The organism is Rhodococcus sp. BP-316, assembly GCF_019836105.1.
In the GTDB taxonomy this organism is placed as follows: Bacteria; Actinomycetota; Actinomycetes; order Mycobacteriales; family Mycobacteriaceae; genus Rhodococcoides.
On record NZ_JABUEE010000007.1, the window covers coordinates 288,580 to 313,268 of the forward strand.

The following is a 24,689-nucleotide window of genomic DNA, read 5'->3' on the forward strand; positions in this document are numbered from 1 at the left end:
GTCGTGCGTTACCTTGCGGTGGGCCCACCCGGCCGACTCCAGGACCTCTCACGCGGGCGAACATGAGCCACCGTCGACGAGGTCGTTCTCGGAACCGACGACAGTCGGCGGCAGTGCAGCTCCGCGGGACGCGGACGTGCCGCCATTCACAGGAAGTACAGCTGGTGGAAGATTCTCGAGAAGCAGGGACGCTGGTCGGCGTCGTGCGTGAGACGAACGAGGGGGAGCGCCGGGTGGCGCTGGTCCCCAAGGTGGTCGCCGCGCTGACGGGCAAGGGTGTGCGCGTGGTGGTGGAGGCGGGTGCCGGTCTGGGCGCTCTGATCCCCGATCAGCTGTACGTCGACGCCGGTGCGAGCATCGGCGATCCGTACAGCGCCGACGTGGTGGTCAAGGTGGCGCCGCCGTCGTCGGCCGAGGTGCGCAAGCTGCGCCGCGGATCGACGCTCATCGGCTTCCTCGCGCCGCGCAACGCGGACACGATCATTCCGGAGTTGACCGCTGCGGGCGTGCAGGCCTTCGCGGTCGAGGCGATCCCGCGTATCTCCCGCGCGCAGGTCATGGACGCGTTGTCCTCGCAGGCCAACGTCGCCGGCTACAAGGCGGTGCTGCTCGCGGCGTCGGAGTCGACGCGATTCTTCCCGATGCTGACCACCGCGGCGGGCACCGTGAAGCCGGCGACGGTGCTGGTACTCGGTGTGGGTGTGGCGGGACTGCAGGCGTTGGCGACGGCGAAGCGTCTCGGTGGCCGCGCCACCGGGTACGACGTGCGTCCCGAGGTCGCCGATCAGGTGCGGTCGGTCGGTGCGCAGTGGCTGGATCTGGGGATCGACGCCGCCGGTGAGGGCGGGTATGCCCGTGAGCTCACCGAGGACGAGCGTGCCCAGCAGCAGGCGGCGCTGGAGAAGGCGATCTCGACGTTCGACGTCGTCATCACCACCGCTCTGGTGCCGGGTCGTCCGGCGCCGAAGTTGGTCACCGCGGCGGCTGCCGCGGGGATGCGACCGGGCAGTGTCGTGGTGGACCTCGCGGGGGAGACCGGTGGCAACTGCGAGCTCACCGAGCCGGGTCGCACGGTGGTGAAGAACGACGTCATCATCGCCTCGCCGCTGAATCTGCCGGCGACGATGCCCGAGCACGCGAGTGAGCTGTACTCCAAGAACATCTCGGCGCTGATCGAACTGATGCTCGACGATGCCGGTGCCCTCGCCCCCGATTTCACCGACGAGGTCCTCGCGAAGTCGTGCGTGACGCGCACGGCCGACACCACCGTGAAGGCGGACGCCTGATGTACACACCGTTGCTCGCGAACATCGCGATCCTGGTCCTGGCCGGGTTCGTCGGTTTCGCTGTCATCTCCAAGGTGCCGAACACGCTGCACACGCCGCTGATGTCGGGTACCAACGCCATCCACGGCATCGTCGTGCTCGGCGCCCTCATCGTGTTGGGCAGGTTGCCGGAGGACGCGCCGTGGGGTGTGCGGATCATCGCGTTCGTCGCGTTGATCTTCGGCACGCTCAACGTCGTCGGTGGGTTCCTGGTGACCGACCGCATGCTCGGCATGTTCAAGGGCAAGAAGGCGCCCGCTGCTGTGTCGACTGCAACCGGTGAGAAGGGTGCTGATTCCTGATGAACAATCTCGTCAACATTCTCTACATCGTCGCGTTCGCGATGTTCATCTACGGTCTGATGGGTCTGACCGGTCCGAAGACGGCGGTGCGCGGCAACTGGATCGCCGCTGTCGGTATGGGTATCGCCGTGGTGGCGACTCTGATCGAGGTCCGCGACACCGCGGCGATCAACTGGATCCTCATCGCCGCGGGTCTGGCGATCGGTGTCCTGCTGGGTGTCCCGCCGGCCAAGCGCACGAAGATGACGGCGATGCCGCAGCTGGTGGCGTTGTTCAACGGTGTGGGCGGCGGCACGGTCGCATTGATCGCCTGGTCGGAGTTCATCGAGACCGACGGTTTCTCCGCGTTCCAGCACGGTGAAGAGCCGACGGTGCACATCGTCATCGGGTCACTGTTCGCGGCAGTCATCGGGTCGGTGTCGTTCTGGGGTTCGCTGGTGGCATTCCTGAAGCTGCAGGAGCTGCTGAACAAGAAGGTCGAGAAGGCGTTCGTGAAGAACGCCCGCATCTTCCAGCTCACCAACATCGTGTTGCTGCTCATCGCGGTGGCGGTGTCGGTCTACATCGGTCTGCGCGCCACCCCGGGTGAGGGCACCTCGCAGTGGTGGATCGTGCTGGTGCTCGTCGCGGCGGCACTGATGGGCCTGTTCGTGGTGTTCCCCATCGGCGGCGCGGACATGCCGGTGGTGATCTCGCTGCTGAACGCGTTGACGGGTCTGTCGGCTGCGGCGGCGGGGTTGGCGCTGAACAACACCGCGATGATCGTGGCGGGCATGATCGTCGGCGCGTCCGGCACCATCCTCACGAATCTGATGGCGACGGCAATGAACCGGTCGATTCCGGCGATCGTGTTCGGGTCCTTCGGTGGCGGCGGCGCGTCCGCGGTCGGTGGCCCGGACGATGCCGGCGGCACGGTGAAGTCCACCTCGGCGGCCGACGCGGCGATCCAGATGGCGTACGCCTCGCAGGTCATCGTGGTGCCCGGCTACGGTCTCGCGGTCGCCCAGGCCCAGCACGCGGTCAAGGACATGGCGTCGATCCTCGAGTCCAAGGGCGTGGAGGTGAAGTACGCGATCCATCCGGTGGCCGGGCGCATGCCGGGTCACATGAACGTGTTGCTCGCCGAGGCGGACGTGGAGTACGAGGCGATGAAGGAGATGGACGACATCAACGGGGAGTTCTCCCGCACCGATGTCACCCTCGTCATCGGCGCGAACGACGTCACCAACCCGGCGGCGCGCAACGATCCGAGTTCGCCGATCCACGGGATGCCGATCCTGAACGTGGACGAGTCGCGGTCGGTGATCGTGCTCAAGCGGTCGATGAGCTCCGGGTACGCAGGTATCGACAATCCGCTGTTCACGGCGGACCGCACGTCGATGCTCTTCGGCGACGCGAAGAAATCCGTCAACGCCGTCATCGAGGAACTCAAAGCCCTCTAGGTGTACCCGGCCCTGATGCCCCGCCCGCTCACCGGCGGCGGAGCATCAGGGCCGCGGTGTCGAGAGGGTTCTTCGCCTCGCGGGCAGCGGCGACGGGGGAGTGCGCCATGACGACACCGGCGGCGCCCCACCACATCCCGGTCACCAGCAGCGCCCCGACGATGCCGATGCCTGTCGCACCCGCGGTGACCACGGCGGCGAAGGCCACGCCGGCGACCAGGGCCGAGCCCAGCCCCAGGACGACGGGACGCAGCCGACCGGGCACGACGAGCGCACCCGACGCGATCACCGAGGATGCTGCGACCACGCGGCCGTCGGGAAGTGCCGACGTCGCGATGTGATCGGACAGCCATGCCGACCCGGCTGCGGCGGTCAGGGTCGACCCGAGGCACAGCATGAGGATCGCGCCGATGCCGTACGGCAACTTGCGCACCACCGCGACCACCGTCAGCGCGGCGACCACCACCAGCACGGTCGTCACGTCGATGACGTCGAGCACCGTGTCGGCCGGGGCGTACAGGGCCTCGAGCGCGACCGACGCCGGTGGGTAGCGCACGCCCAGCAGCGGCAGGACGGCGTAGAGCACGACCAGTGCCGCCGCAGACACTCCTGTCAGAGCCCACCACCGAGGGGTGGTGCGTCGGGCGCGAAGCGCGATCTGTTGCGTCGTCGTGGTACTCACGGGTCCCCATGATGGCGCACGAGGCTGGCAGAATCCTGTGACCCGGTGCAGTGATTCCCGTGCGGCGCGTCAGCCTGCGAGAACCGTGTCGACTCCCGTGAGAATCCGATCGACGTCCGGGAGGTGGTGCCGCTCGAGGCGTGCCGGCGGGTACGGAACGTGGAAGCCCGTGACCCGCTGGACGGGTGCCTCCAGCGAGTAGAAGCACTCCTGCGACACCTGGGCCGCCACCTCCGCCGCGATGCCGAGGTAGCCCGTGTCCTCGTGCACGACGACGAGGCGCCCGGTCCTACGCACGGACCGACAGACCGTGTCGGTGTCCAGCGGTGAGAGGGACCGGAGATCGATGACCTCGAGGCTGTGGCCCTCGGACTCCGCCACCTCGGCTGCCTTCAGTGCGGTCTGCACCATCGACCCGTAGGCCACCACTGTCGCATCGGTACCGGTGCGGCACACGCGAGCGGCGTCCAGCGGCAGATCGGGCGCATCGGTGGCCCATTCGCCTTTGTCCCAGTACCGGCGCTTGGGCTCGAGGAAGACGACGGGATCCTCCGAGCGCACGGCCTGTTGGATCATCCAGTAGGCGTCGTGAGGCGTGCTCGGGCTGACCACCCGCAGGCCGGCCGTGTGGGCGAAGTACGCCTCGGGAGATTCCGAATGGTGTTCGACGGCTCCGATGCCACCACCGAACGGGATGCGGATGACCATCGGGGCGCCGATGCGACCGGCGGTGCGGTACCGGATCTTGGCCACCTGGGACACGATCTGGTCGAAGGCCGGATAGACGAACCCGTCGAACTGGATCTCGACGACGGGGCGGTAGCCGCGCAGCGCCATGCCGAACGCGGTGCCCACCATGCCGGACTCGGCGAGGGGCATGTCGAGCACGCGCTGATCGCCGAAGTCCTTCTGCAGTCTGTCGGTCACGCGGAACACACCGCCGAGCTTGCCGATGTCGAGGCCCATCAGCACGACCTTGTCGTCGGCTTCGAGGGAGGCACGGAGACCTGCATTGATCGCACCACCGAGGGTGCCCTTGACGTGGAGATCGGACGACGCGGTGGTCGCGCCGGCGCGGGAGAGGGTTCCGGTGGTCATCGCAGTGTCTCCTTCTGGCGGTCCACCACAGCGTGGGGTTCGGCGTAGACGTGGTCGAGCAGGGTGGACGACTCCGGATCGACGGCGGAGATCGTGGCGGAGCGGAGCCGGGCGGCGACGTCGTCGGCGGTCGCGGCGATGCCCTCGCGCACGGACGGTGTCAGGGCGCCCTCGCGGGTGAGCAGTCTGTCGAGGCGGTCCAACGGATCGCGCGCCGCCCACACGTCGCGCTCGGCGTCGGCGCGGTACCGCGTCGGATCGTCGGACGTGGTGTGCGGGCCCATGCGGTAGGTCATGGCTTCGATGAACGTGGGGCCTCCGCCGGTGCGGGCGCGGTGCGCGGCGGCACGGGTGACGGCGAGGACGGCGAGGGCATCGTTGCCGTCGACTCGCAGGGCGGGCATGCCGAAGCCGGCGGCGCGGGAGGCGAGCGGCAGCGGACTCTGCAGCGCAACGGGCTCGCTGATGGCCCACTGGTTGTTCTGGCAGAAGAAGACGACGCCGGCCCCGAAGGAGACCGAGAACGACAACGCCTCCGAGATGTCGCCCTCGCTCGTGGCGCCGTCGCCGAAGTAGGCGACCGTGGCGATCTCGGCACCGTCGAGTCGCGCCGCCATGGCGTAGCCGGTGGCATGCAGCCCCTGCGCTCCGACGATGATCGCCGGGTTGGTGATGTTGTACTCGTCCGGATCCCAGCCGGAGTGCGCGGTGCCGCGCCACAGCGCAGTGAGCTTTTCCACCGGCACGCCTCGGCAGTACGCCACCGCGTGCTCGCGGTAGCTCGTGAAGATGTAGTCGTCCGCGGTGACGGCGTGGGCCGAGCCCACCTGGGCTGCTTCCTGACCCAGCAGCGGTGCCCACAGTCCCAGCTCACCCTGGCGCTGCAGCGCGGTCGCCTCGGTGTCGATGCGGCGAGCGACCACCATGTCGCGGTACATGTCGAGCATGTGGGCGGCGTCGACGTCGGCGACGAGTCGCCAGTGCTCGGGGTCGTGCACTCGTCGCCCGTCGGGCTGGACGAGCTGCACGGGATGCGCGATGCGATCGCCCCGCGGTGTGTCCGATCGGGTCATGGGCTTCCTCTCCGCCGGTGCGCGGACCTCGTCGTGAGAGGAGGGCGCACAGTGTGGACGAACCGGGTGTGGCTCACCTCACAGCATGCTCGCCTGACCGCATTGCGCAAGTGATGTGTACGAGAGTGAGCAACTCGCTCGGCGATTGCCTCACCGACACGCACAGAACGAGCAGGATGGGCATCGGATGACGGTGGCGGATGGTCACGCGTAGCGGTGCCCGGCCGGTTGGCTCCGCGGAGGACGGGGAACAGCAGAGCATGTCCTCTCCGGCTCCGCTCTGGGTGTTCGCCGATCAGCTCGGCCCCCATGTCCACTCGTCCGAGGAGATGGTGGACCGCGACGTCGTCATCATCGAGTCGGCGCGTGCGTTGGGCCGTCGACGGGGTCATCGGCAGAAGGCGCATCTGTTGCTCAGCGGCATGCGGCACCTCGCGGACGAACTCGGCGACCGTGCCACGTACATCCGAGCCGACACCTACCGCGAGGGCCTCGCCCGCGTCGGGCGCCCGGTCGTCGTGCACGAACCGACGTCGCGGCGTGCGGAGGCCTTCGTCCGTCGGCTGGCCGACGAGGGTCTGGTCGAGGAGATCGTGCCGACTCCGACGTTCGCCCTGTCCCGTGCGGACTTCGCCGAGTGGGCGGGCGGCAAGAAGTCGTTCCTGATGGAGAACTTCTACCGAGAGCAGCGCCGCCGGTTCGACATCCTGATGGACGGCGAGAACCCGGTGAGCGGCACCTGGAACCTCGACGCGGAGAACAGGGAGAAGCCGCCCAAGAAGCGGACGACACTCGGTGTTCCCGAACCGTGGTGGCCGGAGGAGGACGACATCGACGCCGGTGTGCGCGCGGATCTCGACGCCATGGACGTCGACTGGTCCGGCGAGGACGGACCGCGTCTCTTCGCCGTCACCGCAGCTGAGGCGGCGTCGGCGCTGAAGACCTTCGTGGCCACCCGTCTCGCCACGTTCGGTCCCTACGAGGACGCCGTGATGGCGGCGGACTGGACCATGTCGCACTCGCTGCTGTCGGTGCCGTTCAACCTCGGTGTGCTGCACCCGTTGGACGCGGCGCGCGCCGCCGAGCAGGCCTACCGGGACGGGACGGCACCGCTGGCGAGCGTCGAGGGGTTCGTACGCCAGATCCTCGGGTGGCGCGAGTACGTGTGGCACCTCTACTGGCATCTGGGCGAGGACTACATGCGCACGAACGCGCTCGACGCCGACACCCCTCTGCCCGGATGGTTCCAGACCCTCGACGCGGAGGAGGTCACCGCAGCGTGCCTGTCCGACGCCCTCGCCGGCGTGCACGATCGCGGGTGGGTGCACCACATCCCGCGCCTGATGATCCTGGGAAACCATGCGCTGCAACGGGGGTACGACCCGCGGGCGCTTACCCGGTGGTTCACCGAGCACTTCGTCGACGGGTACGAGTGGGTCATGCCCGTCAACGTCTTCGGCATGAGTCAGCACGCCGACGGGGGAGTGATCGCGACCAAGCCCTACACGTCCGGCGGCGCGTACATCGACCGCATGACCGACCACTGCAAGGGCTGCGCGTTCGACCCCAAGAAGCGGGTCGGGGAGGACGCGTGTCCGTTCACGGCGGGGTACTGGGCGTTCACGCACAAGCACCGCGAGCGGCTGGCGAAGAACATGCGCACGCGCCGAGCAGTCAGTTCGATGGAGCGGCTCGGCGACATCGACGAGATCGTCGAGCAGGAGCGGCACCGGACCTCTTTCTGAACTCGAGGTCGACCTCGAGTTCGTTGACCCTGAAAGCCCGTCACCCACTGCGCATGCCTACTATCTGAATGATGCGGGTCACAGACAAGGTCGCCATCGTCACGGGAGGTGGCGCCGGTATCGGCGCCGCCCTCGCCACTGCACTGGTCGAGGCCGGGAACTCGGTCCTGGTCGCCGATCTCGACGGGGCGGCCGCCGATGCGGTCGCCGCGCGACTGGGGGAGCGGTGCATCGCCGTCGGCGGCGACGTCGCCGACGACGCGGTGATCGCCCAGATGATCGAGCGGGTCGAGGAGGCGTTCGGGCCACTCGACATCTACATCGCCAATGCCGGGACGACGGCAGGGATGGGGCTCGACAGCACCGACGCCGCCTGGGACACCGCGCTGTCGGTCAACGTCCTCGCCCATGTGCGCGCTGCGCGCGTGGTGATCCCGCGATGGATCGAGCGCGGCACGCACGGCTACTTCCTGTCCACCGCGTCCGCGGCGGGCCTGCTCACCCAGATCGGATCGGCCACCTACTCGGTGTCCAAGCACGCCGCCGTCGGCTTCGCTGAATGGTTGTCGGTCACCTACGGCGACAAGGGCATCGCGGTGAGCTGCCTGTGCCCGATGGGCGTCAACACGGCGCTCCTGAACTCGGGCTTCGACAGTGACGCCGAGGGTGCCTCGGTGGCGGCCTCCGCCGTGACCGGCGCCGGCACCGTCCTCGAACCGGAGGACGTCGCTCGCATCGTCCTCGAGGCGATGGAGACCGAGAAGTTCCTCGTTCTCCCGCACCCCGAGGTGCTCACGTTCTACTCGCACAAGAGTGCCGACTACGACCGGTGGATCGCCGGGATGCGTCGGTACCGAACATCTCTCGAGACGGCCGCACGGCCAGGACAGGATCGCTGACATGGATTTCGCGTACTCGGATCGGTGCAAGGACTACCAGCAGCGCCTGCTGGCGTTCATGGACGAGAAGGTCTATCCGGCGGAGGCGGTCTACGCCCAGCAGATCCTGGAGTCCGGTGATCCGCACTTCCAGCCGCCGATCCTCGAGGAGCTCAAGGCCGACGCGAAGTCGCGCGGCCTCTGGAACCTCTTCCATCCGGATCCCGCCTACGGCCCCGGTCTGACCAACGCCGAGTACGCGCCGCTCGCGGAGATCATGGGCCGCAGCCCCGCGATCGCGCCCGAGGCCTGTAACTGCGCCGCACCCGACACCGGCAACATGGAGGTGTTCACCCGCTTCGGCACGGACGAGCACAAGGAGAAGTGGCTCGCACCGTTGCTCGAGGGCACCATCCGCTCCGCTTTCGCTATGACGGAGCCCGATGTCGCCAGCTCCGACGCGACGAACATCGCGATGTCCATGGTGGCCGACGGCGAGGACTGGATCCTGAACGGCCGCAAGTGGTGGACTTCCAACGCTTTGCACCAGAACTGCAAGGTGCTGATCGTCATGGGCAAGACGGCGCCCGAGGCGTCGACGTACGAACAGCAGTCGATGATGGTCGTGCCGATCGACGCGCCCGGCGTCACCGTCCTGCGCGGTCTGCCGGTGTTCGGGTACCAGGACCGCGAGGGTCACGCCGAGGTCCTGTTCGAGAACGTTCGCGTCCCCGGCAAGGACGTGCTCGCCGGACCGGGTGCCGGCTTCATGATCGGCCAGGCACGTCTCGGCCCCGGCCGAATCCACCACTGCATGCGGGCGATCGGCATGGCCGAGCGCGCACTGGAACTCATGTGCGACCGTGCGTCGTCCCGCGTGGCGTTCGGCAAGCCGATCGCGGCGCAGGCCAACATCCAGGACTGGATCGCCGAAGCCCGCATCGACATCGAGATGGCGCGCCTGCTCACGCTGAAGGCCGCCTGGATGATGGACGAGTTCAGCAACAAGGAAGCGCGCGTGGAGATCGCGGCCATCAAGGTCGCCGCGCCCGCGATGGCCCTGAAGATCGTCGACCGCGCCATCCAGGTCCACGGCGGCGGCGGTGTCTCCGACGACTTCCCGCTCGCCAGCATGTACGCCCACCTGCGGACCCTGCGTCTCGCCGACGGTCCGGACGAGGTGCACAAGCGGACCATCGCGCGCACCGAGCTCGCGCCGTACCGCAAGGTCGACAAGTGAGCACCGGAACCACGCCGGGCCTCGACGACGGTGCGGTGACGGCCTGGATGGAAAGCCTCGATATCGGGGCCTCGGGGCCACTGACCTTCGAGCGCATCGGTAACGGGCAGTCGAATCTGACCTTCGCGGTGACCGACGCCGCGGGCAGCAACTGGGTCCTGCGGAGACCGCCGCTGGGCACGCTGCTGGCGTCGGCGCACGACGTCGCTCGTGAGTACCGCATCCTGTCGGCGTTGCAGCACACTGCCGTTCCGGTGCCGACGACGATCGCGCTGACGGACGATCCGACGGTCACCGATGCGCCTCTGGTCCTGATGAGCCACGTCGAGGGGCTGGTGATCGACAGCCCGACCGTCGCGGAGACATTGTCCGAGGATCGTCGTCGGACGATCGGTGAGGCCATGCCCGCCACGCTCGGCAAGATCCACGCGGTCGATCTCGACAGCACCGGTCTCACCGATCTGGCGAGTCACAAGCCCTACGCTGCACGGCAATTGAAGCGATGGTCGTCGCAGTGGGCGCAGTCGAAGACGCGGGACGTCCCGGACATCGAGCGCCTGGCCACCGCGCTCGCGAATTCGGCTCCGGAGCAGACCGAGGTCTCGCTGGTGCACGGCGACTTCCATCTGAGCAACATCATCACCAGCGGAGCCGGTGAGGGAAGTGTCGACGATGCGATCGTCGCGGTGGTCGACTGGGAGCTGTGCACGCTGGGCGACCCGCTCGCGGACGTCGGTGCGCTGCTGGCCTACTGGTCGGAGGCCGACGACGACAACGCGGGCATGTTCATGTCCTCCACGTTGCCGGGCTTCCCGACGAGGAACGAGCTGGTCGAGCTCTATGCCGCCGCCACCGGCCGCGACGTCTCCGCGGTGGGGTACTGGCACGCCCTCGCGCTGTGGAAGCTGTCCGTCATCGCCGAGGGCGTCATGCGCCGGGCCATCGACGACGAGCGCAACCGGGCACGCGACGGTTCGCCGACGACGGACCTGGTGGACGGCATCATCGGCCGCGCCGTCGCCACGGCGGAGGAGGCCGGGATCCTCTGAGTGGGCTCCGCCCCCGTGCGCCTTTCGCGTACCCCTGGATACGCGAAAGGCGCACGAGGAGCCCCGGTCCTCAGGCGCGTCGGGTGAGGCCCAGTCGGACGACGAGACCGAGCACGAGCGCCCAGAAGGCCGAGCCGATCCCCGCGATCGCCACACCCGAGGCGGCGACCACGAACGTGATGGCCGCCGGCACCCGGTCCGCCTCGGTGCTCAACGCGGCGGCCAGCGATGCCGCGAGGGTTGCCAGCAACGCAAGTCCCGCAACGGTTTCCACGATGCCGGCCGGCGCGAGGGCGACGAGGGTCGCCAGCGCCGCCGAGGCGAGCGCGAGGGCCAGGTAGGACGCCCCGGCAGCCACCGCCGCGATCCACCGACGATCCTTGTCCGGGTGCGCGTCCGGGGCGGCCGCGAGCGCTGCGCTGATGGCAGCGAGGTTGACGGCGTGAACGCCGGCGGGTGCGGTGATCGCTGTACCGACACCGGTGACGGTCATCGAGGCTCGCCACGGTACCGCGTAGCCGAAGGAGGCCATGACGGCCGTTCCCGGGATGTTCTGCGACGCCATCGTCACGATGTAGAGCGGCAGTGCGATGCCGATCAGCGCCTGCCACGTCCAGGTGGGTGCGACGAGGTCGAGGCTCGGGAGCAGCGATCGGGCGCCGATCTCGGTGTCGCCCGTCGTGAGCGAGATGCCGATGACCACGGCGGCGACGGCGAAGGCCGCCGGTACCGCCCAGCGCGGGGAGAAGCGCAGCAGCACGACCCATGTGACGACGACGGGGGCGACCGCCGCGGGATTGTCCGCGAGGGCCCGCACGGGTTCGAGACACAGTGGCAGGATGACGCCGGCGAGCATCGCCTGTGCCAACGACACCGGGATCGCCGCGATGACGCGGCCGAGGCCGGACCACACTCCGGTGAGCACGATTGCGATGCCCACGGTCACGAACGCCCCCACGGCCGCCGGCCATCCGCCGACCACCGCTCCGGTACCCGCGAGCAACGCGGCACCGGGTGTGGACCAGGCCAGTGTGATCGGGATGCGGTAGCGCAGTGCCAGACCGGTGATCCCAAAGGCCATGACGAGAGACATGGCGAACAGTCCGGACGCGGCTTGGGACTCGCTCGCCCCCACCGAGCGCAGGCCCGTGAGGACCACGGCGAACGAACTGGTGAAGCCGACGAGCGCGGTGACCACCCCCGCGCCGATCGGCACGGCGAGGGACACCCGGCCGGGGGCTGTCACTGTCCGAGTGCCTCGACGACCGCGCGGATCTCGTCGGGGACCGGTGTCGGGCGGCGGGTCTCGGCGTCGACGTAGACGTGCACGAACCGTCCCGCCGCCGCCGGGGTCAAGTTTTCGCCGTCCACCCGGAAGATGCTCAGCGCGTACACGATCGAGGTGTTGCCGAGCCTCTCGACGGCGATACCCACCTGCAGGTCGTCGGGAAAGCTCAGTTGGCTGAGGAACCTGCAGGACGTCTCGGCCACCACGCCGATGGCCGGGAGTGTGCGGATGTCGAGGCCGGTGCTCTGCATGAGCCACCCGTTCACCGCGGTGTCGAAGTACGAGTAGTACGTGACGTTGTTGACGTGCCCGTAGTGGTCGTTGTCCTCCCAGCGGGTGGCGACGGGCCACAGGACGGGGCAGTCGGCTGCGGACGGGACGGTGCTCTCGGTCATGCGGGTGAGGATTCCATCCCCGTGCGCCTTTCGCGTATCCCAGGGTGCGCAAAAGGCGCACGGGGCGCAGCCACGGTAGTAAGTTGGACGGGACCAGTCCGTACCGCTCGCGCCACAGATCGCTCCGGTCGCGCCGATTCTCGGGAGTACACGCCGTGGTGATGCCCGTCCACCTTCGCGACAGTGCCGTACCCAAGCACGAGCAGCTCCGCGCGATCCTGCTGCACCGGTGCACCAAGGAACTCCAGCCCGGCGATCTGATGCCGAGCGAACGGCGCCTCATGGAGGACTACGGGGTCAGTCGGATCACCGTGCGCGAGGCCATCGGTCAGCTCGTCAACGAGGGCCACCTGGTGCGGGTGCGCGGCAAGGGCACGTTCGTCGCCAGTCGGCCCGTCCAGTCGAGGCTCCACCTGGCGTCGTTCTCGGAGGAGATGCGCGCGCAGGGTCTCGAACCCACCACGGTCGTTCTCTTCGCGCGGCTCGAGGATCCGTCGGTGGCCACCATCCGTGCGCTGGACATCGCCGCGGGCGGCAAGGCGTACCACATCAAGCGGCTGCGACTGGCGGACGGAGAGCCCGTCAGCGTCGACGACGGGTGGTACGACGCCGCCGTGCTGCCGGGCCTGGTCGATCTCGATCTGAGCAAGTCCATCTACGACGCGGTGTCCTCCCACTACGGGCAGACCATCGATCGCGCCGAGCAGACGGTCAGCGCGACGGCGGCCGACAACGACACCGCGACGTTGCTGGGGACGAAGCGTGGGGCGCCGGTGCTGTACTTCGACCGGGTGTCGTTCAGCGGTGACCGGCCGATCGAACACACGGAGAGCTGGTACCGCTGCGATCGGTATCAGCTCACGATGGAGGTCCAGGGCGGGCGGCGGCCACAGCGTCGCTGACGTCCACAGCCGACAGCGTCGCCGACGCCGTCCGCTCGTACACTTCGGTCGAGGCGTTCCATCCGCAGATCGAAAGGCTCCTCCGTGCCCACTCCCCGTTCGCTCACCGGTCGCACCATCGTCGTGACGGGAGCGAGCGACGGGATCGGGCGCATCGCCGCGCGCACCCTGGCGGAACGCGGTGCGGAGGTGCTCGTCGTGGGCCGCTCACCGGAGAAGACCGCCGCCGCGGCCTCGGAGATCGGTGGTCGCGCGTTCGTGGCCGATTTCGCCACGTTCGACGACGTGCGACGGGTCGCGGACGAGCTGCGGGATTCCGTCGATCACATCGACGTCCTGTTGAACAACGCGGGTGGAACGTTCGATCCGTCGAAGCGCACCGCCGACGGGCACGAGCCGAACGTCCAGATCAATCACCTGTCGCCGTTCCTGCTCACCCATCTGTTGCTCGACCGACTCGGCGGTACGGCGGGCAGTCGTATCGTCAACACGTCGTCCGTGGGCAACCTCGGTGGACGAATCGATCTGCAGGACATCGCCTACGACCGTTCCTCGCCGGCCGAGTTCCGCGCCTACTGCACCAGCAAGCTGATGAACATCGGCTTCACTCGCGGCGCCACGGAGCGGTGGTCCGACCGCGGCATCACGTCGGTGGCCGTCCACCCCGGAGCGGTGCGCAGCAACTTCGGCAACGCCAACGTCCTGTTCCGGGTGATCTACCGGACTCCGCTGAAGTACGTGGCCTCGATCAGTGCCGAGTCGGGCGCCGAGCCGTTGGTGTCGGTGGCCGTCGACAAGCCGGACGCCGAGGTCGCCGGGATCTACTACAGCCGCCACAAGGCTCGCGGTCGCACGAACGGGCAGGTCGACGATCCCGCCGTGGTCGACGGGCTGTGGAGAGAGTCGGAGAAACTGGTCGGGCTGGCCTGACCCCGGCCCGTCAGAGGACGAAGAGCGGCTCGCCGGCAGTGACGGACGACCCGACCGACGGCGTCGCGAAGGAGTCCGCGGCGGAGTCCATCACGACGACGGGGCACACGTCGTCGAATCCGGCGGCGGCGACGGCGGCCGGGTCGTAGCGCACGACGACGTCTCCGGCCGACACCGAGTCCTTCTCGGCCGCGACGAGTTCGAAACCCTCGCCCTTCATCGTCACGGTGTCGATACCGACGTGCACCAGCACTCCCTTCCTGTCCTCCGTCAGAACCACGAAGGCATGAGGGTGCAGCTTGAGGATGCGCCCGGACACGGGCGAGTGGACGTCCACCATTCCGGTCGTCGAAGCGGGTCTGACAGCCACGCCGGCGCCGACCATCTGCGAGGAGAACACCGGGTCGGGGACGTCGGCCAGTGCGATGACGGTGCCCGCGAGCGGGCTGCCCACGGCGGTGTCGGTCACAGGATGTCGTCGATGTCCTCGGCGAGGGTGTCCGCCTCGGGCCCGACGATGACCTGCACGGCCGTCCCCTTGTGGAAGACCCCGTGTGCTCCGGCGGCCTTGAGAGCGGCCTCGTTCACGAGTGCTCCGTCTCGCACCTCGGTGCGGAGCCGCGTGATGCAGGCTTCGATCTCGACGATGTTCCCGGCTCCTCCGAGCCCGGCGACGATGGCGTCCGCCTTGGACATGCGGTGCTCCTTCCGCTCGGTGACCCGCCCCCGGCGCGATGCGATGCAGGTGGGCGTGCTCACACTTTCTGTTTGACATCAGGCTGCCACCTGGTCAAACTACAACTGGTTATGACCGGACAGTACCCGTGATGGAACCGGTCCACAACACACACGAGAAGAAGGTCGCCATGGCCGGCACGACTGCCACCGGGAACACCGCACCACAGACGCCCACCGAGAAGAAGGACTCCCGCGCACTCGCCGGGTTGCAGCGATTCGGGCGCAGTCTCATGCTGCCCATCGCCGTGCTCCCCGCCGCGGGCATCCTGCTTCGCATCGGCCAGCCCGATCTGCTCGGACGCTTCGCCCCGCTCGAGACCACCGCGTCGGTCATCTCGGCCGCCGGGCAGTCGGTCTTCACGTGGCTTCCCCTCATCTTCGCAGTCGGCATCGCGATCGGCTGGGCGAAGAAGTCGGACGGCTCCACCGCGTTGGCCGCGGTGGTCGGCTACATGGTGGTCGACGGAGTCTTCACGGCCATGTCGCCGGTGGTGCTCGACGGCGAGGTCGACGCGAACGGCGACCCTGCCGTCATCGACTACGGCGTGCTGGCCGGCATCATCATCGGTCTGCTCTCCGCCGTTCTCTGGCAACGCTTCTACCGTCAGAAGCTGCCCGACTACCTGGGCTTCTTCAGCGGCCGACGCCTCGTCCCGATCCTGACGGCGATCACCGGTCTCGTGGTCGGCGTCCTGATGTCCTTCGTGTACCCGCTGTTCTACAGCGCCCTGAACTGGGTGGGCACCACCGTCGCCGATCACTCCGTCGTGGGCAGCGGTATCTACGGTTTCGCCAACCGCATGCTCATCCCGACCGGCCTGCACCACATCCTCAACTCCGTCGTGTGGTTCCTCGTCGGTGACTACACGGACGCGAGCGGCCAGATCGTCCGAGGCGACCTCAACCGCTTCTTCGCCGGGGACCCGAGCGCCGGAGTGTTCATGACCGGCTTCTTCCCGATCATGATGTTCGCGCTGCCCGCCGCTGCCTTCGCGATCTACCGCAACGCGAAGCCGTCGCAGAAGAAGCTCGTCGGCGGCATCATGCTCTCGACCGGTCTCACGGCCTTCGTCACCGGTATCACCGAGCCGCTCGAGTACTCGTTCATGTTCGTCGCCTGGCCGCTCTACATCGTGCACGCCGTGCTGACCGGTACCTCGATGGCGTTGACCAACGCACTGGGCATCCACGACGGCTTCTTCTTCTCCGCGGGCGGTATCGACTACCTGCTGAACTACGGAATCGCCACCAAAGCGTGGCTTCTCATCCCGATCGGCCTGGTCTACGCCGTCATCTACTACGTGCTGTTCAGCTTCGTCATCAAGAAGTGGAACCTGCGCACGCCCGGACGTGAGGACGACGTGACCCTCGACGACGCGGCGGTGACCACCGGTGCACCGGCGGCCACCACCGCATCGACGGACGCCACGACCGCGCCGACGGACAAGCCGGCCGGCGGCGGCTCGGCGTGACCCTCCTCCGCGGCCGCGTCGTCCTGGTGGACGGTGTGCTCGAGGACGGGGTGGTGGAGTTCGAGGACGATCGGATCGTCCGGGTGGGCCCGGTCCGCGAGTGGACGGACATCGCCGTCCCGCCGTCGTCGTCGACGATTCTGCCGGGCATGGTGGACGTGCACTGTCACGGCGGCGGGGGAGCAGGCTTCCCCGATGCCACGGCCGACGCCGTCGAAGCCGCTGTCGCGCATCACGTGCGCAGCGGGACGACGACCATGCTCGCCTCCCTCGTGTCCGCCCCGCGCGAGGTGCTCGTCGACAGGACGACACTGCTGGCGGAGCTGTGGCGCCGCGGCGACATCGCGGGCGTTCATCTCGAGGGGCCGTTCCTCGCCCGTAGCCGTTGCGGTGCACAGGATCCCTCGGCGATCGTCCCGGGCGATCCGCGTCTCCTCGAGGCCGTGGTGGCGGCCGGTGGGGGAGCCGTGCGGTCGATGACGCTGGCACCGGAGACCGCGAACCTGGACGCCCTTGCTCAGGTGATGGCCGAGAACGACATCCGTCCGAGCGTGGGTCACACCGACGCCGATGCGGCCACGGTCACGGCAGCGCTGGCGCGGCTGACCGGGCCGGTGAGCGCCACCCATCTATTCAACGGGATGCCGCCGCTGCACCATCGGTCGCCCGGACCGGTGGCCGCGTGTCTCGCGGCGGCGGGACGCGGCGAGATGATGCTCGAACTCATCGGTGACGGTGTGCATCTCGATTCCTGGACGGTCGCCATGGTGGTCGACCTCGTCGGACCCGACGGCATCGTGTTCGTCTCCGACGCCATGGCTGCGGCCGGGATGAGCGACGGCCCTTACCGATTGGGCTCGCTCGACGTGACGGTCGCGGACGGGGTGGCGCGCCTGACGCAGGACGGCGACGAGCCGGGAGCCATCGCGGGCGGAACGTCGACAGTCCTCGACATCGTGCGACGGGCGGTGGCCGAGTCGGGAGTCGACCTGGTGTCGGCGGTGCGCATGGGGGCGACCACACCGGCTCGGTTCCTCGGCCTGCAGGACACGGTGGGGCGCCTGGCGGCCGGGATGCGCGCGGACATCGTGATCACCGATGCCGATCTGACCGTGACGAGCGTCGTGAGGCGCGGACGAGTGGAAGTGGGTGTGCCGGATGGAGATCGTCATCCGTGACGACGCAGCGGCGGTGCACCGCACCGTGGCGGACATCGTCGAACGCAGGGTTCGGCAGGGTGCCGCGGTGCTGGGCGTGGCGACGGGGTCCACCCCGTTGGGGACGTACCGGGAGCTCGGTCGGCGGCATCGCGAGGAGGCGTTGTCGTTCGCGTCCTGCCGGGCGTTCCTCCTCGACGAGTACGTGAATCTCCCGGCCGCCCATCCGCAGTCGTACCGTTCGGTGATCGCCACGGAGTTCGCTGCGGAGATCGACATCGACCCGGATGCCATCGACGGTCCGAACGGCGAGGCGGCGGACGTCGCGGCCGAGTGCGCTCGCTACGACGCCGCGATCGCCGCGTCGGGCGGTGTGGACGTGCAATTGTTGGGCATCGGGTCCGACGGCCACATCGGCTTCAACGAACCGGGGTCGTCGCTCGTCTCCCGCACGCGGGTCAAGACCCTCACGCGCCGCACGCGGGAGGACAACGCACGCTTCTTCCACTCCGCCGACGAGGTACCGCATCACGTGGTGACCCAGGGTCTGGGCACGATTCTCGAGGCCCGCCATCTGGTCCTCGTCGCACTCGGCGAAGGGAAGGCGGACGCTCTCGCCGCGTCGGTGGAGGGGCCGCTGGCCGCGTCCTGTCCGGCGTCGGTGATCCAGATGCATCCGCACGTGACAGTGGTCGTCGACGAGGGCGCGGCGTCGGCGCTGGGGTCGAGTGACTACTACCGGTACGCGTTGTCGGAGAAACCCACATGGCAGCACTTCTGATCGTCGGACGTCCGGTCCCTACAGTGAGCGGATGACCATGTCGACGCTGCGTACGCGTCTCACCGGATCCACCGTCCTCGTCACCGGCGCGAGCTCGGGCCTGGGTGCCGATTTCGCACGACGCTTCGCGTCCCTCGGGTGCGACGTCGTGCTCGTCGCGCGGCGACTCGATCGCCTCGAGGAGCTGGCTGCGGAGATCTCCTCCCGGCACGGTGTCACCGCCACCCCGATCGCCGCGGACCTCGCCGTGCCCGGTGCGGGATCGGCGCTGAAGGCGACTCTCGGTCACCGCGGCATCACGGTGCACTCGCTGATCAACAATGCGGGATTCGGGACGCACCAGCCGTTCGTCGAGGAGGATCCGGTGACGCTCGGCAACGAGATCGCCGTGAACATCGCTGCTGTCGTCGATCTCTCGCGTGCGTTCCTGCCGGGCATGATCGAGCACGGCGCGGGTGTGCTGGTCACGCTCGCGAGCACGGCGGCGTACCAACCGCTCCCGGGAATGGCCGTCTACGCGGCGAGCAAAGCGTTCGTGCTCAGCTTCACCGAGGCGCTGGCCGTCGAGACTCGCGGGACCGGTGTCACCGTCATGGCGGTCTCGCCGGGTCCCACCGAGACCGAGTTCTTCGAGGTGCTCGGCAGCAAGGACGCCGCGTTCGGGAAGATGCAGACGTCGGAACAGGTCATGGACACGACGTTCGCGGCGCTCGCGGCCAAGCGGCCCCCGGCCTCGGTGGTGTCCGGAGTGAACAACAAGCTGCAGTCGGCCGGTGTGCGGTTGCTCCCACGTCGCGCCGCCCTCGAGGTCACCGCCAGAATGTTCCGTGAGTAGTCGGCTGGTCGAACGACCTCAGCGCCGACTGAACTCGGAGGCCCGCTGGATCTGCTCGGTGCGCAGGCGCACGCCGGTGTACAGCGCGAATTGCTCCGCGGCCTGCAGTGCCACCACCTGCGCACCGGTGATCACGGGCTTTCCTGCGGCGCGCGCCGCGACGATCAGCGGTGTCTCGGACGGCACCGCGACCACGTCGACGACGGCGCGAGCGGCGGCGATCTGCTCGGTGGCGAACGGCAGCGCGTCGGAGTCCGGACCGCCGGCCATCCCGACGGGTGTCACGTTGACGAGGACGTCGGCCGAGACGTCGTCGGCGGTGGCCGACCAGCCGTAGCCGTACTTCCCGGCGAGAGCCGGTCCGGTTCTCTCGTTGCGCGCCACGACAGTTCCCGTGGTGAAGCCCGTGTCCCGCAGCGCGGCGACGACGGCCTTGGCCATGCCGCCACTGCCCGTGACCGCGACCGACCACGACGGGTCGAGACCGGCCTCCCGGACGAGGTCCGCGACGGCCTGGTAGTCCGTGTTGTAGGCGTGCAGCACGCCGTCCTCGTTGACGATGGTGTTCACCGAGTCGATCGCGGACGCCGAGTCGTGCATGATGTCGACGTGCTCGATGCACGCCTCCTTGAACGGCATGGACACTCCGCAGCCGCGGATTCCGAGCGCACGGATTCCGGCGACGGCCGCGGGGAGGTCGGTGGTGGTGAACGCCTTGTAGACGAAGTTCAGATCCAGCTCGTCGTAGAGATAGTTGTGGAACCGGGTCCCGATGTTGCTGGGCCGCCCCGACAACGACATGCAGAGCTGGGTGTCTTTGGTGAACACACGCGACATGACGGGCAGCGTAACGGTTCCGGCGACGGCTCGGGTTCGGACGGAGTCAGGGGCAGGAGTTCGACACCGTGGTCAGCACGTCCCGGTCTGCCACCGTGACGGGAAGCCCGTACCGGACGGCCACCGTGAGGAACCGCCCCGCGTAGTAGCAGTGGTACGCGCCGTTGGGAGGCATCCAGTCCGAGGGGGTCTTGTCGCTCTTCGACTGGTTCTCCGCACCCGAGACGGCCATGAGGTTGTACGTGATGTCGTTGGCGAAACGGATGCGCTGATCGAGCGGCCACTGCCATGCGCCCATGTCCCACGCCGCCGCCAGCGGGTAGGTGTGGTCGATCTGCACGTCGCCTGCGCTCTGCTTGCTGAACGGCAGCACCGATCCCGTGAACGGATCGTTCAACGATCCCGCCACGACGACGCAGTCGTTGGTTCCCGGCCGGAACTGCACGTCGGTGAGCGCGAGCTGCAGCACGTTGTCGCGGGTGCCGCAGCCGTCGTGTCCACCCGGGCCGTCGTAGTCGTCGGTCCAGGCGGGACCGAACACGCATCCGTCCCCGGCCTTGCAACTGCGCTCGTACCCCGGCACGTCGGGCCGGGAGTCCACGACGGCGACCTGCGCGAGCAGTGACTCGATCGTCGTCGCGGGGGGACTGCCCGGTGCGGGAGTGGGCGCGCCCAGCAGCGTCGAGCAGCCGGTGAGGACGGCCAGGACCATCGCGGCGACGAGCGCGGACGCGAGACGCCGCGTCGGCCGGGTCGAGGAGAAGGTCACGAGGAGCGAGTATGCCGGGTGGGTCCGACAGGACGCGGGACGTTCTGCACAGGCCTCGCAGTGATTGGATGGCACCATGCTCCACGGCCTCTGGACCCCCGGTCGAGGCCTGATGTTGTGGGAGGACGACGACGCCCCGAGCGGCGACCGTCACTCGGCCGACACGCCGGAGCTCCCGCCTCACCTGGCCAAGGTGATGTCCCGACGGATGCGGCACCGTGCCGACGTCACCCTGCCGACGCCGCGCGGACACGTGGCGGTGTCGATGCCGTCGATCGCGCTGGCGCCGGCGGACGCAGCGGAACTGCTGTTGCGCGTTCCGCCCCGCCATCCCGCGATCTCCGGGGATCTGCGCTATCTCGCCCTCGTGGTGGCCGGGGTGGAGCGGTGGGTCCGTGCCGCGCGAGTGGTCCCGGTGCAGGTGCGGTTCGAGTCGCAGTGGTGGCTGCGGTGGCGACTGGTCGGAGGGGAGCCACAGCGCGCGTGGCGCGCGGAACTGGCGGCCGCGATGCCGCCGGTGCAGAGTGCGGAGGGCGGTGCGCGCGCCGTCCTCGACGACCTGCTCGCCGAGGTGACGGATCCGATCGTGCGCCGCGTCATCGGACGCCCCGGAGTCGAGCATCCGCTCCTGTGGTCCCTCGTCGAGGAGGAGCCGTACGAGGAGGGATCGGCTCGCTCCGAGGCGGCACTGGAGCAGTGGCGGGCGAGCCTGCGCGGCGACGAGCCCGAGCTGGTCCTGCGGCTCACCGAACCGGACGACGACGAGGAGACCGGGGAGCCGTTGTGGCCGCTCGAGGTGTTGCTGCGTCCGGACGGTGAGGCGCCGACGCCGGTGGTGGTGCACCGCGGCGGCGCGCCCGGTGCACACGGTGGCGGAGCGCCGGGTGTGCGCGACGCGGAACTGTTCCGGGTCGCGGTGGCGAAGCTCGGCGAGGCGATGGCCGCGTACGAGCCGCTGCGCTCGATGGCGACGGACACCGGCTCGCTCGACATGCTGCTGCCCACGGCGGCGGTGACCGACTTCGTGCTGCACGGGGTCGAGAAGCTGCGTGCCGTGTCGGTCGGGGTGCTGCTTCCGCGGGCGTGGAGTCGCCTCGACGCGTCGTTGCGGCTGAAGGTCGACTCGCCGCCGTCGCCCACCGCGGAGAACCGGGCGGTGGGGTTGGACGAGATCGTCTCGTACGACTGGCAACTGGCCATCGGCGACATGGAACTGACGCCGGAGGAGATGACCCGGCTCGCGTCGACGAAGGGCGACCTGGTGCGACTGCGCGGCACCTGGGTGCAGGCCGACGGAACCGCCCTGAGCCGCGCGATCGAGTACGTGAAGAAGCAGAACCGGGACCGCGCCCTGCCGCTCGCCGACGTGCTGGGGCAGTTGTCCGCCGAGAAACCGCCGCCGGTTCCCGTCGAGCGGATCGAGGCCACCGGCTGGGCGCAGAAGTTGCTCGACCCGGACCGCCGGCCGGAACCGGTGGAGGTGCCCGACTCGGTGCACGCGACGCTGCGGCCGTATCAGCAGCGCGGTGTGGAGTGGCTCGCCTTCATGAGTTCGGCCGGCCTCGGGGCGGTACTGGCCGACGACATGGGGTTGGGAAAGACGCTGCAGCTGCTGGTTCTCCTGGCGCACGAGCGATCGGTGACACCGACGTTGCTCGTCGCGCCCATGTCGGTGGTGGGCAACTGGCAGCGCGAGGCGGCGAGGTTCGTGCCGACCCTGCGCGTGCTGGTGCACCACGGGCCGGATCGCGCGACGGGGGACGACCTGACGGCTGCGGTGCGCTCGCACGATCTGGTGGTCACGACGTACGCATTGTTGGCCCGCGACGTGGGCGAACTGTCGGCGCAGACCTGGCGACGGGTGGTGCTCGACGAGGCCCAGCACGTCAAGAACAGCAGCACGGCGCAGGCCCGCGCGGCGCGGGCGATTCCCGCGGCACACCGGATCGCGCTGACGGGCACGCCCGTGGAGAACCGGCTGGACGAGCTGCGGTCCATCTTCGACTTCTGCAACCCTGGAATCCTGGGCACCCCCGCCACGTTCCGGGCGCGCTTCGCGATCCCGATCGAACGCGAGAAGGAGGAGACCGCCGTGGCTCGGTTGCGTTCTCTCACCTCACCGTTCGTTCTGCGACGGGTGAAGACCGACAAGACGGTCATCGCGGATCTGCCCGACAAGTTCGAGATGACCGTGCGCTCGAACCTCACCGCCGAGCAGGCGAGCCTGTACCAGGCCGTCGTCGACGAGATGATGCGACAGATCGCCGAGAGCGAGGGCATGGCGCGCAAGGGTGCGGTGCTCGGCGCACTGACCCGGCTCAAGCAGGTGTGCAACCACCCTGCGCACTTCCTCGACGACGGGTCGACGGTGTTACGTCGTGGCAAACACCGCTCCGGCAAACTCGCACTCGTGGACGACATCCTCGACTCGGTCCTCGGCGACGGCGAGAAGGCGTTGTTGTTCACCCAGTTCACGGCGTTCGGCTCGATGGTGGCGCCGTACCTCGAACGCCGGTTCGGCGTTCCCGTCCCGTTCCTGCACGGTGGTGTGAGCAAGGGCCGACGGGACGCGATGGTCGAGGAGTTCCAGTCCGCCGGCGGTCCTCCGATCATGGTGCTCTCGCTCAAGGCGGGTGGCACCGGCCTCAACCTGACGGCCGCCAATCACGTGGTGCACCTGGACCGGTGGTGGAATCCGGCGGCGGAGAACCAGGCGACGGATCGCGCGTTCCGCATCGGCCAGCGCAAGGACGTCCAGGTGCGCAAGTTGTTGTGCGTCGGCACCGTGGAGGAGCGCATCGACACCATGCTCACCACGAAGAAGGATCTGGCCGATCTCGCGGTGGGCTCCGGCGAGAGTTGGATCACCGAGTTGTCGACGGGGGAGTTGCGCGATCTGCTCACGCTCTCCGAGGACGCGGTGGGCGACTGATGGCGCAGTTCGACCAGTTCGGCCCCCGGCGGCGGATCCCGGACGGCATCGCGGCGAAGACCTCTCGGGGCGCCTTCGGTCGCACGTGGTGGGGCAAGCAGTTCGTGGAGACCATCGAGTCGATCGCCGACGCCGGGCGGCTCTCACGCGGACGGACGTACGCCCGCGGCGGGCAGGTGATCTCCCTCGAACTCCGGCCGGGGCGGATCGACGGCGACGTCCAGGGCAGTCAGGTGGAGCCGTTCTCGGCGTCCGTGAGCATCGCTGTCCTGGATCCGTTCGACATGGACGCGCTGATGTCCGACGTGCAGGAGTCGCCCGGCATGCTGACCGAGCTCGCCTCCGGCTCTGTTCCGCGGGCGCTGGGGCCGCGGCTGCTGCTGTCGAGTGCGTCGCAGCTCGATTTCGACTGCACCTGTCCCGACAGCGGGTGGCCCTGCAAGCACGCCGCGGCGCTGACGTATCTCGCCGCGGAGCGGATCGACGAGGACCCGACCCGCCTGCTGGCGCTGCGCGGAGTCGACCTCGATGCCCTGGTCGGGTTCGTCGAGGACGCGGAGGCGACGGTCGATCCGGACGATCACTTCGGTGACGCGACGACGCTGCCGGCGCTGCCGGACCCGCTGTTCTCGCCGGCGTCGGACGATCTCGAGGCGTCGTTGCTGCGCATCGCGTTGCGGACTGCGGACGTCGACGAGCGCGGGGTGCGGTCCGCGATGGCGGAGCTCGATGCGCTCTATCGGCGGATGGGCGGGGCGTGATCCTGGACATACGTGGACGTCCGACTATAGGATCACCTCACTCAACGACGACGAAGGT

General features: G+C 68.8%; 24 protein-coding genes. 15 read left to right on the forward strand and 9 right to left on the reverse strand.

What is annotated here, in order from left to right; translation table 11 throughout:
* Nucleotides 1–164: 164 nt before the first annotated feature.
* Genes HQ312_RS15630 through HQ312_RS15640 form a run of 3 tightly spaced genes read left to right on the forward strand, consistent with a single transcriptional unit; the run spans nucleotide 165 to nucleotide 3,069 of the window.
* Nucleotides 165–1,286: an NAD(P) transhydrogenase subunit alpha gene (locus HQ312_RS15630; protein ID WP_056448439.1), complete on the forward strand. Its 1,122-nt coding sequence runs from the start codon at nucleotides 165–167 to the stop codon at nucleotides 1,284–1,286.
* Nucleotides 1,286–1,627 carry an NAD(P) transhydrogenase subunit alpha gene (locus HQ312_RS15635; RefSeq protein WP_056448442.1) on the forward strand — a complete coding sequence of 114 codons (342 nt, stop codon included), beginning with the start codon at nucleotides 1,286–1,288 and terminating at the stop codon, nucleotides 1,625–1,627. Before HQ312_RS15630 ends, HQ312_RS15635 begins: the two co-directional genes overlap by 1 nt.
* The gene (locus tag HQ312_RS15640; protein WP_222639167.1) at nucleotides 1,627–3,069 is read left to right on the forward strand and encodes an NAD(P)(+) transhydrogenase (Re/Si-specific) subunit beta; all 1,443 of its coding nucleotides are present in this window, start codon (nucleotides 1,627–1,629) and stop codon (nucleotides 3,067–3,069) included. Before HQ312_RS15635 ends, HQ312_RS15640 begins: the two co-directional genes overlap by 1 nt.
* Nucleotides 3,070–3,097: 28 nt before the next feature.
* On the opposite strand, the gene HQ312_RS15645 is transcribed toward HQ312_RS15640, so the two are convergent.
* The 3 genes from HQ312_RS15645 to pdhA form a co-directional block, all read right to left on the reverse strand.
* Entirely contained in the window at nucleotides 3,098–3,751 is a 654-nt protein-coding gene (locus HQ312_RS15645) for a hypothetical protein (protein WP_222639168.1), read from the reverse strand.
* Between the two features lie 69 nt (nucleotides 3,752–3,820).
* Entirely contained in the window at nucleotides 3,821–4,849 is a 1,029-nt protein-coding gene (locus tag HQ312_RS15650; RefSeq protein WP_222639169.1) for an alpha-ketoacid dehydrogenase subunit beta, read from the reverse strand.
* Nucleotides 4,846–5,922 (reverse strand): pyruvate dehydrogenase (acetyl-transferring) E1 component subunit alpha, encoded by a 1,077-nt coding sequence (gene pdhA, locus HQ312_RS15655; RefSeq protein WP_222639170.1) that lies wholly within the window; start codon nucleotides 5,920–5,922, stop codon nucleotides 4,846–4,848. Before pdhA ends, HQ312_RS15650 begins: the two co-directional genes overlap by 4 nt.
* A gap of 260 nt (nucleotides 5,923–6,182) precedes the next feature.
* On the opposite strand from pdhA, the gene HQ312_RS15660 reads away from it, so the two are divergent.
* From HQ312_RS15660 to HQ312_RS15675, 4 genes are all read left to right on the forward strand, one after another.
* Entirely contained in the window at nucleotides 6,183–7,667 is a 1,485-nt protein-coding gene (locus HQ312_RS15660) for a cryptochrome/photolyase family protein (protein WP_222639171.1), read from the forward strand.
* 71 nt (nucleotides 7,668–7,738) lie between these two features.
* Complete coding sequence (locus HQ312_RS15665) at nucleotides 7,739–8,566, forward strand: SDR family oxidoreductase (protein WP_027507259.1); 828 nt, start codon at nucleotides 7,739–7,741, stop codon at nucleotides 8,564–8,566.
* A 1-nt stretch (nucleotide 8,567) separates the two neighbouring features.
* Complete coding sequence (locus HQ312_RS15670) at nucleotides 8,568–9,785, forward strand: acyl-CoA dehydrogenase family protein (protein ID WP_222632738.1); 1,218 nt, start codon at nucleotides 8,568–8,570, stop codon at nucleotides 9,783–9,785.
* Nucleotides 9,786–9,832: 47 nt separating this feature from the next.
* Entirely contained in the window at nucleotides 9,833–10,834 is a 1,002-nt protein-coding gene (locus HQ312_RS15675) for a phosphotransferase family protein (RefSeq protein WP_222639224.1), read from the forward strand.
* 70 nt (nucleotides 10,835–10,904) lie between these two features.
* Here HQ312_RS15675 and HQ312_RS15680 read toward each other — a convergent pair whose 3' ends face one another.
* Nucleotides 10,905–12,080: a benzoate/H(+) symporter BenE family transporter gene (locus HQ312_RS15680; protein ID WP_222639172.1), complete on the reverse strand. Its 1,176-nt coding sequence runs from the start codon at nucleotides 12,078–12,080 to the stop codon at nucleotides 10,905–10,907.
* On the reverse strand, nucleotides 12,077–12,517 hold the full coding sequence (locus tag HQ312_RS15685; RefSeq protein ID WP_027507255.1) for a thioesterase family protein: 441 nt from the start codon (nucleotides 12,515–12,517) through the stop codon (nucleotides 12,077–12,079). Before HQ312_RS15685 ends, HQ312_RS15680 begins: the two co-directional genes overlap by 4 nt.
* 158 nt (nucleotides 12,518–12,675) lie before the next feature.
* On the opposite strand from HQ312_RS15685, the gene HQ312_RS15690 reads away from it, so the two are divergent.
* A complete protein-coding gene (locus HQ312_RS15690; protein WP_056448583.1) occupies nucleotides 12,676–13,419 on the forward strand; it encodes a GntR family transcriptional regulator in 744 nt (247 codons plus the stop codon).
* 84 nt (nucleotides 13,420–13,503) lie between these two features.
* Nucleotides 13,504–14,349 carry an SDR family NAD(P)-dependent oxidoreductase gene (locus HQ312_RS15695; protein WP_222639173.1) on the forward strand — a complete coding sequence of 282 codons (846 nt, stop codon included), beginning with the start codon at nucleotides 13,504–13,506 and terminating at the stop codon, nucleotides 14,347–14,349.
* Between the two features lie 10 nt (nucleotides 14,350–14,359).
* On the opposite strand, the gene HQ312_RS15700 is transcribed toward HQ312_RS15695, so the two are convergent.
* Nucleotides 14,360–14,818 carry a PTS glucose transporter subunit IIA gene (locus tag HQ312_RS15700; protein WP_056448462.1) on the reverse strand — a complete coding sequence of 153 codons (459 nt, stop codon included), beginning with the start codon at nucleotides 14,816–14,818 and terminating at the stop codon, nucleotides 14,360–14,362.
* On the reverse strand, nucleotides 14,815–15,045 hold the full coding sequence (locus HQ312_RS15705; protein WP_027507251.1) for a glucose PTS transporter subunit EIIB: 231 nt from the start codon (nucleotides 15,043–15,045) through the stop codon (nucleotides 14,815–14,817). The genes HQ312_RS15700 and HQ312_RS15705 overlap by 4 nt, the downstream gene beginning before the upstream one ends.
* 272 nt (nucleotides 15,046–15,317) lie before the next feature.
* Here HQ312_RS15705 and HQ312_RS15710 point away from each other — a divergent pair, with 272 nt between their 5' ends.
* From HQ312_RS15710 to HQ312_RS15725, 4 genes are read left to right on the forward strand one after another with little or no spacing between them, the layout of a single operon-like run.
* Nucleotides 15,318–16,559, forward strand: coding sequence for a PTS transporter subunit EIIC (locus HQ312_RS15710; RefSeq protein ID WP_374198300.1), 1,242 nt, complete (start codon nucleotides 15,318–15,320; stop codon nucleotides 16,557–16,559).
* Nucleotides 16,556–17,737, forward strand: a complete 1,182-nt coding sequence (locus HQ312_RS15715; protein WP_308123905.1) for an amidohydrolase family protein — start codon at nucleotides 16,556–16,558, stop codon at nucleotides 17,735–17,737. Before HQ312_RS15710 ends, HQ312_RS15715 begins: the two co-directional genes overlap by 4 nt.
* Nucleotides 17,718–18,497 (forward strand): glucosamine-6-phosphate deaminase, encoded by a 780-nt coding sequence (gene nagB, locus HQ312_RS15720; RefSeq protein WP_222639174.1) that lies wholly within the window; start codon nucleotides 17,718–17,720, stop codon nucleotides 18,495–18,497. Before HQ312_RS15715 ends, nagB begins: the two co-directional genes overlap by 20 nt.
* Nucleotides 18,498–18,528: 31 nt before the next feature.
* Nucleotides 18,529–19,332 (forward strand): SDR family oxidoreductase, encoded by an 804-nt coding sequence (locus HQ312_RS15725; protein ID WP_027507247.1) that lies wholly within the window; start codon nucleotides 18,529–18,531, stop codon nucleotides 19,330–19,332.
* A gap of 18 nt (nucleotides 19,333–19,350) precedes the next feature.
* On the opposite strand, the gene HQ312_RS15730 is transcribed toward HQ312_RS15725, so the two are convergent.
* Nucleotides 19,351–20,169: a shikimate 5-dehydrogenase gene (locus tag HQ312_RS15730; RefSeq protein WP_222639175.1), complete on the reverse strand. Its 819-nt coding sequence runs from the start codon at nucleotides 20,167–20,169 to the stop codon at nucleotides 19,351–19,353.
* 46 nt (nucleotides 20,170–20,215) lie between these two features.
* Nucleotides 20,216–20,881 (reverse strand): HNH endonuclease family protein, encoded by a 666-nt coding sequence (locus tag HQ312_RS15735; RefSeq protein ID WP_056448586.1) that lies wholly within the window; start codon nucleotides 20,879–20,881, stop codon nucleotides 20,216–20,218.
* Between the two features lie 133 nt (nucleotides 20,882–21,014).
* Between HQ312_RS15735 and HQ312_RS15740 the strand changes: the two genes are divergently transcribed.
* Both HQ312_RS15740 and HQ312_RS15745 read left to right on the forward strand, forming a co-directional pair.
* Nucleotides 21,015–23,870, forward strand: a complete 2,856-nt coding sequence (locus HQ312_RS15740; RefSeq protein ID WP_222639176.1) for a DEAD/DEAH box helicase — start codon at nucleotides 21,015–21,017, stop codon at nucleotides 23,868–23,870.
* Nucleotides 23,870–24,631 (forward strand): SWIM zinc finger family protein, encoded by a 762-nt coding sequence (locus HQ312_RS15745; RefSeq protein WP_037187418.1) that lies wholly within the window; start codon nucleotides 23,870–23,872, stop codon nucleotides 24,629–24,631. Before HQ312_RS15740 ends, HQ312_RS15745 begins: the two co-directional genes overlap by 1 nt.
* Nucleotides 24,632–24,689 lie beyond the last annotated feature (58 nt).